The 12549-nt window shown below is 35.6% G+C and carries 11 protein-coding genes and 1 other annotated feature; of the genes, 3 read left to right on the top strand and 8 right to left on the bottom strand.

From position 1 onward, the window contains the following. The first annotated feature begins 157 nt into the window (after nucleotides 1–157). Nucleotides 158–1234, top strand: a complete 1077-nt coding sequence (locus BM305_RS02260; protein ID WP_092559079.1) for an alpha/beta hydrolase — start codon at nucleotides 158–160, stop codon at nucleotides 1232–1234. Nucleotides 1235–1316: 82 nt separating this feature from the next. On the opposite strand, the gene BM305_RS02255 is transcribed toward BM305_RS02260, so the two are convergent. From BM305_RS02255 to proS, 6 genes are all read right to left on the bottom strand, one after another. Next, nucleotides 1317–1724, bottom strand: coding sequence for a protease complex subunit PrcB family protein (locus tag BM305_RS02255; protein ID WP_092559078.1), 408 nt, complete (start codon nucleotides 1722–1724; stop codon nucleotides 1317–1319). A 56-nt stretch (nucleotides 1725–1780) separates the two neighbouring features. Next, nucleotides 1781–3166: a PEGA domain-containing protein gene (locus BM305_RS02250; protein ID WP_092559077.1), complete on the bottom strand. Its 1386-nt coding sequence runs from the start codon at nucleotides 3164–3166 to the stop codon at nucleotides 1781–1783. A 33-nt stretch (nucleotides 3167–3199) separates the two neighbouring features. After that, complete coding sequence (locus BM305_RS02245; RefSeq protein WP_177214503.1) at nucleotides 3200–4204, bottom strand: CotS family spore coat protein; 1005 nt, start codon at nucleotides 4202–4204, stop codon at nucleotides 3200–3202. Nucleotides 4205–4284: 80 nt separating this feature from the next. After that, a complete protein-coding gene (locus tag BM305_RS02240; RefSeq protein ID WP_092559075.1) occupies nucleotides 4285–5667 on the bottom strand; it encodes a CCA tRNA nucleotidyltransferase in 1383 nt (460 codons plus the stop codon). Nucleotides 5668–5707: 40 nt separating this feature from the next. Next, on the bottom strand, nucleotides 5708–7051 hold the full coding sequence (mltG, locus tag BM305_RS02235) for an endolytic transglycosylase MltG (protein ID WP_177214502.1): 1344 nt from the start codon (nucleotides 7049–7051) through the stop codon (nucleotides 5708–5710). 183 nt (nucleotides 7052–7234) lie between these two features. Next, nucleotides 7235–8671 (bottom strand): proline--tRNA ligase, encoded by a 1437-nt coding sequence (gene proS / locus BM305_RS02230; protein WP_092559073.1) that lies wholly within the window; start codon nucleotides 8669–8671, stop codon nucleotides 7235–7237. A 66-nt stretch (nucleotides 8672–8737) separates the two neighbouring features. Beyond that, nucleotides 8738–8976 (bottom strand) — a binding site (T-box leader). A gap of 130 nt (nucleotides 8977–9106) precedes the next feature. Between proS and BM305_RS02225 the strand changes: the two genes are divergently transcribed. Together BM305_RS02225 and ytvI are read left to right on the top strand one after the other, a co-directional pair. Continuing rightward, a complete protein-coding gene (locus BM305_RS02225; protein ID WP_092559072.1) occupies nucleotides 9107–9817 on the top strand; it encodes an RluA family pseudouridine synthase in 711 nt (236 codons plus the stop codon). Nucleotides 9818–9866: 49 nt separating this feature from the next. Further along, nucleotides 9867–10916, top strand: a complete 1050-nt coding sequence (ytvI, locus tag BM305_RS02220) for a sporulation integral membrane protein YtvI (RefSeq protein WP_092559071.1) — start codon at nucleotides 9867–9869, stop codon at nucleotides 10914–10916. Nucleotide 10917: 1 nt separating this feature from the next. On the opposite strand, the gene BM305_RS02215 is transcribed toward ytvI, so the two are convergent. Together BM305_RS02215 and BM305_RS02210 are read right to left on the bottom strand one after the other, a co-directional pair. Then, a complete protein-coding gene (locus BM305_RS02215; protein ID WP_092559070.1) occupies nucleotides 10918–11805 on the bottom strand; it encodes a DUF4097 family beta strand repeat-containing protein in 888 nt (295 codons plus the stop codon). Next, entirely contained in the window at nucleotides 11802–12485 is a 684-nt protein-coding gene (locus BM305_RS02210; RefSeq protein ID WP_177214501.1) for a LiaF transmembrane domain-containing protein, read from the bottom strand. The genes BM305_RS02215 and BM305_RS02210 overlap by 4 nt, the downstream gene beginning before the upstream one ends. Between the last annotated feature and the right edge of the window lie 64 nt (nucleotides 12486–12549).

The following is a 12549-nucleotide window of genomic DNA, read 5'->3' as shown; positions in this document are numbered from 1 at the left end:
AATTTTCCTACTCCCTTATTATGTTATTTTATAATATTGTCTATCACAAGTAAATACCTATTGCAAAATATTTTTATGTAGCAATATTTGTTCCTTAATCTTCTATTTTTTGTTATAATAAAAGTATCAACATAAATTAAATTGAAAGGAGCATTCCATGAAACGAAGACTTTTCTTATTTACCTATTTCTTTATCTTCAGCTTGCTAATTGGCTGTAAAAAAAATGATAGTGCTGTGGACAGTAATACTTCCGAAGCAACCGAGGCCTCGGGGCAGCCGTCTGAAAGCAATACGTCCAGTACTCCCTCTGCATCTCCTGCGGCAGATGAAAAGCACGTACAAGACGTTACCCTTACATCTAAGCTTTTAAGTGAGGCAACAGACGGAAGTTCCCCTGAAAAGCACATTATTCTTTATCTCCCCCCTAGTTACTTCCGTTCTGAAAAGCGGTATCCTGTTGTATATTACTTTCATGGCTTTGGAGATACACCATATTATATTAATCTGGCGGAAAAGGATTTTGAAAAAAACATGAAAGATAGCGCAGAATTTATTGTAGTGGGAGTAGACGGCAGAACAAAAGGCAGTAATGGTTCCTTTTATGTAAATTCCCCTGTGACAGGTGCCTGGGAAGACTACGTTATACAAGAAGTTATACCTTATGTGGATGATAATTATCGAACTCTTGCAAATCCTGAATCCAGAGGAATTACTGGTTTTTCTATGGGAGGCTTTGCCGCCATTAACTTGGCACTTTTACATCCCGAAATATTTTCATCTACCCTCTCCTTATGTCCTGGCTTGTTAAAAGATGATGAATTACAAATTGCTATGGATACCTGGAGTGGTGATACTACCTTTAAAACCTCTTATGGACAGGCCTTTGCTCCCAATCCAGATGCAGAAAATTTATGCGACATTCCTACAATGGATGGTTCAAAGGAAGATAACGAAATCTGTGAAAAGTGGCTTTCTGGCTTTGGCCACCTAGAAGAAAAAGTTAATCGGTATTTAGAAAAGAAACAACCATTACATAACATACAAATTATTTATGGCAAAGCAGATGGCTATACTTGGATACCAGAAGGATCCAAATACTTTTCAGAGCTTTTGAATGAAAAAGGAATTGAACATACCTTAACCGAACGACTGGATGGACATTTAATACCAAATGATTTTGTAGAAACCTACTTTGTCCCATTCTTTTCTGACGGACTGGTTTTTGAAGAATGATTTTATATCACGCTTCCCATACTAAAAGAGGCAGACTGCTGACATCAGTCTGCTTCTGCCCTTCATCTTTATAAACTTTGTTCTAATTAAACACCACATTTTTATCTACAAATTCTGTCTTCACAACAACGTATGGATATGTCAGAGCATTACTTACCATATCTTCTTTTGATGGTCCTAGTAAAGTCGTGTCAATGTAAACTGCATTTTCTGTCTCATACAGTTCATTTACCTGTATGCTGAAGCCTCCGGTTTTTTGCTCTCCATATCCAACTACAATATACAAGTATTCTCCATTTGCATAGGACATTTTAAATGGCTGAGCTTTTTTCTCTTCGATCATTGATTTCAGTTCATCCGATAAGTCCACATCTTCCACAACTGTAAATTCTAAGTCTCTCAGTTTCTCTATTGCAGTATTCTCTGTCTTACAAGCACTTAACAGAACAATAAACAATCCTGCTAAAATGATAAACAAAGTTTTTTTCATAACTGCCTCCACAAATATCATTGTTATATATTATGACTTATCTTTTAATATCATTCCTACTCTTCTAATAAAGCTGGAAAACTTAAAAACACATCTTCACTGTCATCTGCAAAATCTACACTATAGCTTTTAGAAACGTACCCTTCCTTTTTCAGCATAATTGTATATTTTCCAATGGTTTTTGTAAAACTTACTGGTGAAATGCCTTTATACGTACCATCTAGATATACTTCAACACCCTCTGGTGCCTTCACTGTAACTTTATGAAGAGAATCTACTTTTTCAGTTGTACTGGAAGCTTCCGTATCACTTTCTTCTGCCTCATTTGCCTCTGCTTCGCTGACAGAATCTGTATCCCAGTCTAATGAAGTATCTTCGTCCTCATCTCCTTCAATGGTAATAAGAATATCATCATCTGCCTCTGCCGGCTCCTCTGCTGCCAAATTAAGTTCTATCCTTTGGGATGCCTCTCCTACTATCATAATACCATAAAAATCCTCATACCCGCTTAAACTCACCTTTATTTTATGTTCACCATAGTTCAGCTTTACAGGCTCAGAATAATCCGTCAGAATATTATTAATATATAAGTCTGCCCCATCTGGAGTAATAAGAAATTCCACCTCTCCAATTCTCTCTGCTGGAATAATAAATTCACTCATGTCCACTGTAATCTCTTTATCTCTAATTACAGAAATACTTTTTGTGCCAACCAGTTCACCATTTGTCATAGTCAGCTTATAGGTTCCTTCTCTCACTACCACCATCATATTTTCTGTTACAGGAAGAATTTCACGGTACCCTATTTCCAGTGTACCGCCAAGAAAACTATCATACCCTGTTAAACGTACAAAACCATGCCCCTCTGTAACCACAATAGATAAAATATCTCCATCCATGCCCCTTACAGTTAATTCATCCTTTTCGCTTACGTCAATAAGAGGAATTTCTTCACCCTCGCTAAATATAAGCAAATTATCTGTATACTGATACTTTTTATTTGCAATTTTCATGGATTTTTTCGTCTTGTCAAAAGAAAACTTATTAACCCCCTGATATTCCCATGCATCCTCTGAGATTTTCAGACTCTTTAATTTACTTTTATTTTCATCATACTCAACTTCAACAATTTCTCCTACCGAAACCGTACTAATTGAAATAATTTCATTATATTTATTTCTAATATCTGCACCACCATTATAGCTTAATGTGATATCCTCAAAAAAGGCCGTATCTAATACGGTAATGGCCTGTGCATCCAAGTCAATCTCTCGTACAACTGCTGCTATTTCTGATTTATGATTTACTGCTGTACCTTCCCGATCACTTACCTGATATTGATTTGATATATTTTCTTTCCTACAACCTGCTAAAGCAGACATGGCTGCCATAGTAATTATAAGTAAAACTGCGTATTGCATTATTTTTCCCTGGCGTATCATGCGTAGCCTCCTAAGTATTTCAATTTATAGGTTTTACTTGTTCATTATATAATAGGACTCAAGATTCTGCAAAAATAAATTTTTCTGCTCCTCTTGTTGTTGTAAACTAACAAGTTTCTGAATTGTTCTTCCGGAAATCCATGATTTTTTGCTGTTAAAATAGTAATTCGTTATTTTCCAAAATTTTTCCGGATACAACATTAAAATATACAATAAATCCAGCTGATCCTTAGCCAGCACAAAATTGGAAAAGTATTCATCCAGTATCTGATTTGCCATGTAGATATCCCAGCTATTTTTTTCCATTGTTTTTCTCATAAAATAGTACAAATCAAATATTTGAAGTCCAACATCTGCCTTTTCAAAATTGGTCGTGACAATCCCTTTGTTAGTCATCATTATATTGTGATATGTATAGCTTCCATGATTTACTGTACCATTTTTTTCTGCGTGTACCTTTTGCTGTTCAAAGGATGAATTATTTAACAGCTTCTCCGCTTCTATTCCCTGCTCATAATATCGGTCAAAAACACTTAAAAATCGAACTTCAAATTCATTTTTTTGCTTTTTATCAAGAATATATGATTTAACCCGCTTTAATTCTTTATTATGCTTTGAAAAAAGAGCTGGCAGGAGGTAAATTGGGGCAAATGATCTTTCCTTTACAACAGATACCTGATTTAAAAGTTTATGCAGCATTGCCAAATTTTTTGCAGCACCACGCACTTGTTGAACATCCTTTAGATTACATTCATCTCCCTGGTACCAATTTTTAATAAAATACCTATCTCCTGACGAATCCTGACTTATAATCTGATTTTCAAGATTAGGATAATAACTATCTATCCTTTGGTATCCTTGCTCTACCAAAAATGACAATATACTATTCTCATGCTCAATCCGGCTGTTTGAACTTTGACAGACCCGAAATAACTTATACCCTTTATCTGTATCAAGCAAAAGGGCCCCTCTGGCTCTATATACATTTGAAATTTTTAAGTCATATTGTCGAAAGACATCTTCATATCTATCATCCACATTTAGCCCTCCCATTAAATATATTTTCCCAAGAACTGGTGTCTATTTTTAATAGTATGACCAAACGAATGCTTTCATACCTATTTCTTATAAGTACAAGCTCTATTTAGTAAAATTTCTTTGTCATTTAATTCTGGGTTATCCAACACCTCTTGCAGCAGCCTCTCTAATATATCACCAATAATTTTTCCTGGCTTAAATCCTATTTCAATTAAATCATTTCCGTTTATTTTTAAATCTCGAATGGATGTACATTGTTCTTTTTCTTCTACCTGAATCGCCAAAATTCTAGCACTATTCAACTTAGCAAGCTTTTCATCCAGCTGATAGGTGCTATGAGCCAGTGTATCTGCGTATTGTACAAAAAATAATATTTTTATTTCTTCTTTTCCAATTTTATGAATTGCTCTCCGAATTGCTTTTTCTGTTAGTTCATATCGGTAGTCATGCCATTTAATCAAGTGCAAAGCAAGCTCCATAGAGTAATTGTCAAATTTCAATCTCTTAAAAACTGCCTTTGCCTGTTCCACACTTTCCTCAGGATGCCTGTAAAAATGTTCAATTCCTTTCTCATCAATTGTTTTTACAGCTGGCTTCCCTACATCGTGCAGCAATAAAGTCCAACATAAAATATGCCTTATCTTTTCGTCAAACTCCATTTCCCTATATTCCTGTGACTGAGAAATTTCTTTTGTAAAGATTTCAATAGCCTTTATACTATGCATTCCCACGTTATACATGTGGTGAGGATTATTCTGAGAAGTTGCCAACATAAGATCCAGTTCAGGCAGAATAAATTTAGTTAATCCCGTTTCAAATGCAAGTAATAATTTATCTGGACATGGAGAAACAACCAATTTATCAAGTTCCACCCGTATTCTCTCAGCACTGATGTTTTTAATTGTGTCTGCCCGTTTTATAATTGCCATTTTTGTACTATCATCTATTGTAAAACCAAGCTGACCTGCAAACCTTATGGCACGAAGCATTCTAAGAGCATCTTCTTCAAATCTTTCTTCTGGCTCCCCTACACAGGTAATTCTTTTTCTTTTTAAGTCTTCAATTCCTTCAAATTTATCTACCAGACCTACTGCTGGATTATATGCCATAGCATTAATGGTAAAATCCCTCCGTCTTAAATCTTCTACCAGGTTGGTAGTAAATTCAACAGAGCTGGGATGTCTGCTGTCTTCATACTGCCCATCAATTCGGTATGTTGTAACCTCAAAGCCCTCTTTTTCAATCATAATGGTAACCGTACCATGTTGTATTCCAGTGTCAATGGTGCGGCGAAATAACATTTTTACCTCTTCTGGCTTTGCTGAAGTTGTAATGTCCCAATCCTCTGGAACTCTGCCTAGTAAAGCATCTCTGACACATCCTCCCACAGCAAACGCCTCAAAGCCTTGTTCCATTAAGGTATTTATAATAAATTCTACTTTTGGTGGAATTGCTATATCCATATAATTCTCCCTTCACGCTGACTATATCACTTTTTTAGCCTTATCCTTCTATAAGATTATTCATATTTTCTAGATGCTCCTGATAAGTACTTGCGTAATAATAATTTCCGTTCTTGTCAGAGCAAAAATACAAATACTCATTTTCTTCTGGATACAACGCAGCCTGAATTGCTTCTCTTCCTGGACTACAAATCGGGCCAGCAGGCAGTCCACTACATTTATAAGTATTATAGTACTTGCTGTAGCGGTCAATATCTCCACTAATGTATGGTTTTATATATTTCTCCACATAATATATTGTTGCATCACATTGAATTTTCATACCACTTTTTAACCGGTTATGAAGAATAGAAGAAACCTTTGTACGTTCACTGGAAATTGCTATTTCTTTTTCAATAATAGATGCCATAGTAAGCACCTCATCAAGTGAATATCCTAATTCATCTGCTCTCGTTTGTTGTTCCTTGGTCAGCATATTTTCTGTATTTTTAAGAATCTTAGATACCACATCCCCTGGATTGCTGTTTTTGTAAAATTCATAGGTACTTGGATACAAATATCCTTCCAATAAAAAACATCTTTCTTCTGACGGAGTCATACCCTCGAAAAACCAGTATTTTGTAGTATCCACCTGATTACACGCATTTAAAACCGCTTGGGTAGACTGGCACACTCCTTTTTTTACTAATAATACCGCTGTCTGAGCCACTGAATATCCTTCGGGTATTGTTACCTTTACCGTATTAGACGCTGCTTTGTCACTATAATAACTTACCACGGTTGCAGCAGGAAGCTTTGTAACTGACTTATAAGGATTATAAATAATTAGTCCACCAATGTCTTCCTTATCATACTTCGCTGCAAGAATTTTTTTTGCTCCTGAAGATGTACCATTACTATAATATCGGTATCCTTTTGTTGTTTTAAAAATGTACTGAAAAACTTTTTTATCTGCCATTGCTGCATTACTGTCTGGAGATAAATACATCTTTGCTCCTAACTTAACCTTTTTACCTGCTGATGATTTACCTGCATAAGTATATGCATATAAGCTGTTCTCTGTTAATACAATTTTCTTATCTGTTTTTTTATTTGTTATAGTTGCCTTTTTAGTCTCATAACTAAACTCATAGGACAAATCGGGCATATAGGAACAAATCTTTTTTAATGGAATCATCACTGTTCCATTTTTTGAAACCTCTATTCTCTGGGTACCCGTTACTCCATTTAAATCATAATACATATAGCTGCCTTTTTGATTTCCGATTAAAATCCCATACTGTTTTACCTCAGAAGCCGCCTTCACTCCCACTGTCTGGCTTGGCAATGCAACGGCTAAAATTGCAATTATTAAGATTGTTATTATTATTTTTCCACTTTTCATCTGACAATACACACTAAATACCCCTTTCTATGAATTACTATTTTTTTATAATACCTCTTTTTTAACTTTTATGCAATCCATAGACCTTTCTTTCATAATTACAAAAATGATTTTACCTGTATTTCTATAATGTTACCCAAAATAAAAAGCGAACCTCTATCTAATGAGATCCGCTTTCTATTTTTAGTATGCTTTACCCCAATAAACCATTGTTTTGGCTGGCTTTCCGCAGCATACACATGTTCCAGAAATCTCTTCCTGTTCAAATGGCATACACCGGGATGTTGCAGTGGTATCTTCCTTAATCTTCATTTCACATTCCAAATCACCACACCACATAGCCTTTACAAAACCAGGTTTATTTGCAACAATATCCTTAAACTCATCATAATTTGCTGCTGTATACGTGTGATTATCACGATGAGTTCTTGCACGTTCCAGCATTTCAGCCTGCATAGTATCTAAAACCTTCGCCAGCTCAGTTTCAATTTCATCTAATGAAACTACAATTTTTTCTCTAGTATCACGCCGAACAATAACTGCCTGATTTGCCTCAATATCTTTTGGTCCCAGTTCAATACGAACTGGAATACCACGCATTTCCTGTTCACTAAACTTCCACCCTGGGCTCTTATCTGAGTCATCCACCTTAACCCTGAAATCAGCGGTCAATTTGGCAGCTACCTCTCTTGCTTTCTCTAATACCCCTTCCTTATGCTGTGCAATCGGAATAACCATAACCTGAACAGGAGCAATTCTAGGTGGAAGTACTAACCCAGAATCATCTCCATGAACCATAATAACAGCACCAATAATACGGGTAGACATTCCCCAAGAAGTCTGGTGTACATAAGAAAGTTTATTTTCCTTATCTGTGTACTGAATACCAAATGCCTGAGCAAAACCATCTCCAAAGTTATGGCTTGTGCCTGACTGCAATGCCTTTCCATCGTGCATCAGTGCCTCAATGGTATAGGTAGCATGTGCTCCTGCAAATTTCTCTTTGTCTGTCTTTCTGCCCTTAATCATAGGAATAGCCAGAACCTGTTCACAAAAATCAGCATATACATTTAACATCTGAACTGTTCTTTCCTCTGCTTCTTCCGCTGTGGCATGGGCAGTATGACCTTCCTGCCACAAAAACTCCATAGAACGCAAGAAAGGTCTGGTTGTCTTTTCCCAGCGAACTACAGAACACCACTGGTTATATAACTTTGGAAGATCACGATAAGACTGTACAATATTAGCATACAAATCACAAAATAAAGTTTCTGATGTAGGCCTTACACAAAGTCTTTCCTGCAAAGGTTCTAACCCTCCATGTGTAACCCATGCCACTTCTGGCGCAAAACCTTCTACATGATCCTTTTCCTTCTGCAAAAGGCTTTCTGGGATAAACATTGGCATATACACATTTTCTACGCCTGTTTCCTTAAATCTTCGATCCAATTCCTTTTGAATATTTTCCCATATTGCATATCCATTTGGTCTTAAAATCATACAGCCTCTGACACTGGAATAGTCAATTAACTCGGCTTTTTTTACTACATCTGTATACCATTGTGCAAAATCCTCTTCCATGGAAGTAATGGCTTCCACAAGTTTTTTATCCTTAGCCATAATAACACTCCTTTTACTACATTATATTTTCTAAAAAAGTGCAAAAAAATAAGCCTCACATATCCCCTAAGGGACCGAAAGACTTCGGCGGTACCACCCTGATTAACTGCTCTCTGCAAGTAACAGTTCCACTCTGAACAGCAGCAAATACATTGCGACTATCGAATCCGTTAACGCCAGATATACGCTATACTTTCATATAGAGCTCCAAGGCAGGTTCTATTATTTCCTTATAGAAATCTCACACCATCTGATTCCCTCTCTGCATAATTTCATAATATACTATCCCTTTTCTTTGCCACTTCTCTAATTAAATTATATAAAAATTTTAAGTGGAAAACCTATAATTGTCAAGCAATATTTTTATAATAAATATCTTTACGGTTATTTTATAATGTGCCATACTAAAGTGAATAAAAAAATCAGGAGAACGATATGAAAATAAATATTATATTTGAAGATGCAGATATTATAGTATGTGAAAAACCAGCTGGTGTTCCAACTGAAAGTAAGAATCTTTATACAAAAGACATGGTAAGCATTTTAAAAAATTATTTGAAAGAAAACCAGCCCCTTAAAAATGACATCGAACCTTATTTAGGATTAATTCACCGTCTTGATCAGCCAGTTGGCGGAGTAATGGTTTTTGCAAAAACGCCAGCCTCGGCAAAAGATTTAAGCCGACAGGTTCAGGAAAAAACAATTAAGAAGTACTATTACGCTGTAATTACAGAAGACTTAAGTCCATTGCTTGGCAAACCTGCCTCACTGCTGACCGATTATCTGGTTCAAGATAAAAAAACAAATACTTCTTTTCTTACTGCCCAAACAGATTCCAAGGGAAAAAAATCTGAACTATTGTATCGGGTTCTGGATGTAGTAACCTATCAAGATACTATATTAAGTTTGGCAGAAATTAATTTGCTTACAGGACGCCATCACCAAATTCGTGTACAAATGGCCCATCACCATTCAGGATTATATGGTGACAAAAAATATAACCCTTTATTTCAAACAGCAAAAGAAAATACCCAGCTTGGTTTATTTTCCTTTTCCTTAACCCTCCAGCACCCAAAAACAAAAAAAATACTGGGTTATCAAATTATTCCTAAACTTGATTTATTTGAGCTGTTTAAATTAGAATGATAACTACCTCCATTACAAACACTAAAGAAAATGTAATGGAGGTATTCATATGATTGAAAAGATAACACCTAAAATGAAATTACTGGTTTTCATTGTGGCAATTAGCGTTTTTGTTATTTTTAGTATGTTTTACATACTTCCTTATGTCTGGCCATTTGTTTTAGCTTACTGTATCGCCAAACTTCTTTCCCCTATTGTTTTCTTTTTGCATGAACGCTTTCGCATACCGATGGGATTAGGCAGCCTGATTACTGTATTTCTATTTCTCATTATCATAGGAATTCTTATGTACTTTTTTATAACTACCTTACTGTCCCAATGCTGTCAGCTCCTAAAAAATCTTCCTGTTTACAGGCATTATTTTACTAGCGCCTTATCCCATTTCAGTTGTATTTGTGATGACCTGTTTCATTTTGCAGACGGCTGCACACAAAATTTTTTAGATTGCAGCCTTGATGGGGTAATGGATAGTGCAAAAAAACAGTGGCTTCCAAGTCTTACCCTGCGCACTGTCACTATCATAATCAGCTTTATGAAATTTTTTACTCTTCTTTTTATTATTTTAGTGAGCGCAATATTAATTGCTCTAGATATGACAGAATTAAAAGAAAAATGTATGAAATCCTGTTTCTACCCAGACATTCATAACTTAGCCGTTACGTTATCTGAATCTGGATTAAAATATTTGAAAATGCAGGGCATCATTACCCTTATTATTTCTGCCATCTGCACCCTAGGTATTTATCTTTCCAAAAGTTCTTACCCTCTTCTGTTTGGCGTTATAATTGGTATATTAGATGCACTTCCCCTAATTGGAAGTGGAACCATTTTAGTTCCCTGGGCAATATTTAAAGTAATCTCTCAAAATTACTTTAGTGCCGCTATACTAATGACAACATACCTTTGCTGTCAGATCACACGACAGTTTCTTGAACCACGCTTAATTGGAAACTCCCTTGGTTTCCTCCCTATTTACACCCTAATGTCTATTTACATTGGATTAAAATTATACGGATTAACAGGAGTGATATTGGGACCTCTTTCACTCCTGTTAATACAAACCCTTTATAGAGCCTATAAAAATAAACTAAATATTTAAATTAATCCTCCGAGAAATCAATGTTAATGGATCCTACTCCACCATCAACTTCCAGCTTATGCTTTGATGATGAACTATCTAGATGAACATCTCCGCATTTTTCACCATCAATATGAATAGCGCCAAGACCTGATTCTACTTCTATTTCATAATCATCCTTTTCACCTTCGATGCTAAGTTCAACTGAACCCATGCCTGATGATACAACTGATTTTCCGGATAATTTTCCTGAAAAATCAATACTGCCCACTCCGCCTTCAATATCTGCATCTGAAAAATTTACATCTTTAAACTTTAGCTGTCCTACACCGCCTTGGATATCAACCTTTTCCCCTATAATATTTTCAACGGTCAGATTTCCAACGCCACATTCAATATCAATAGTGTCAGCACGTAAATCACTTAATTGAACTGTTCCCACTCCAATTGTCAAATCAAATTTGTTGGCTTTAAAATCGTCTGGAAGATATAAGTAAATAGTTCCCTTAGTATCTTCCTTATCCATATTAAAATGAATATTAAAAAACCATGTATCTTCCTCTGAATAGATAACAAGCTCATCACCTGACTGTTTTGCCCCGTAATCATCAGAAACATTATCCATTACTACCTTTAATTCAGGTCCTTCTTTTACTACCAGTTTATATACGCCGCCTTCAATCCTTATATCCTCTATACCATCAAAAACATAGCTTCGGACGCCATCTTCATTGGTACTCTCCACCGAATAATTATCACTGCTGCTATGATGAATTTTTACATTCTTAAAAAAGGAAAAAGCTCCAAATGCACCTGCTATTGCTGAAACAATTGCACCTATAATGGTAATAGCAAGAAAAATTCCAAATGCCATAGCACAATATTTAATTACTTTCTGCGCTCCATTCATTTAATATCAACCCCCCCGAATAAACAAATTCCATTAATATAAATTGTTGGTGCCCCTGGTACATTTACACTATTTATTTTTTTATTTCCCACCCCGCCAAATATGCAGGTACTAGCCACTTTTACAATTACGTCATTAGGAAGATAAATATCAGCTCCTCCAAAAATAGCATTACATTCAATTACAACATCCTCATTAATAATAGCATTTCTTAAATCCAGTTTTATTCCTCCGAAAACGCTATTAATCTCTGCACCTCTGAATACTTCATTGTCCTGATAAATAATGTTCTGACCAGAAAATGTTGCTGTATACTCTAGTGCATCTCCGCTTTCCAGTTCTTTAATGCGCTTTTGTGATGGACCCACTACGCTTTTCAGCAGCAGATTAGCACCAATTGCAATGAAAATAACTGGAACAATTAACTTTTCCACTGTGTCTTCATCAATAATCTTCAGACTGGAAAGTAAAATTAAAATTCCTACAATTAATGCACTAATTGTAAATGCCTTCGGTCCTTTTTGAATAATGCTGGCTATGCTTGGTATAATAATAAAAAGTGTCCACCAGCCTGAAAAAAGCATGTTAAAAGACCAAAGATCATATACTTCTCCTACAAATCCAAGGCCTACTGCAATAAACAATACCCCCCATATAATACTTGATGATTTATTCCTCATACTATAACCTCCTGTTTTTTTGATTGCAAGTATCATCTCTTTACTGTACTCTTATCTTACAAGA

This window comes from Anaeromicropila populeti, from assembly GCF_900112775.1.
GTDB classification, from domain to species: domain Bacteria; phylum Bacillota; class Clostridia; order Lachnospirales; family Lachnospiraceae; genus Anaeromicropila_A; species Anaeromicropila_A populeti.
Note: the sequence above shows the minus strand (reverse complement) of the source record. Positions and strands in the feature narration are given on the sequence as shown.

Bases quoted from the DNA above. Each gene is read 5' to 3' on its own strand.
- ytvI (WP_092559071.1), top strand. From the start codon at position 9,867: ATGATTGAAAAGATAACACCTAAAATGAAATTACTGGTTTTCATTGTG.
- BM305_RS02215 (WP_092559070.1), bottom strand. From the start codon at position 11,805: ATGAATGGAGCGCAGAAAGTAATTAAATATTGTGCTATGGCATTTGGA.
- BM305_RS02240 (WP_092559075.1), bottom strand. From the start codon at position 5,667: ATGGATATAGCAATTCCACCAAAAGTAGAATTTATTATAAATACCTTA.
- proS (WP_092559073.1), bottom strand. From the start codon at position 8,671: ATGGCTAAGGATAAAAAACTTGTGGAAGCCATTACTTCCATGGAAGAG.
- BM305_RS02225 (WP_092559072.1), top strand. From the start codon at position 9,107: ATGAAAATAAATATTATATTTGAAGATGCAGATATTATAGTATGTGAA.
- BM305_RS02255 (WP_092559078.1), bottom strand. From the start codon at position 1,724: ATGAAAAAAACTTTGTTTATCATTTTAGCAGGATTGTTTATTGTTCTG.
- BM305_RS02250 (WP_092559077.1), bottom strand. From the start codon at position 3,166: ATGATACGCCAGGGAAAAATAATGCAATACGCAGTTTTACTTATAATT.
- BM305_RS02210 (WP_177214501.1), bottom strand. From the start codon at position 12,485: ATGAGGAATAAATCATCAAGTATTATATGGGGGGTATTGTTTATTGCA.
- BM305_RS02260 (WP_092559079.1), top strand. From the start codon at position 158: ATGAAACGAAGACTTTTCTTATTTACCTATTTCTTTATCTTCAGCTTG.
- mltG (WP_177214502.1), bottom strand. From the start codon at position 7,051: ATGAAAAGTGGAAAAATAATAATAACAATCTTAATAATTGCAATTTTA.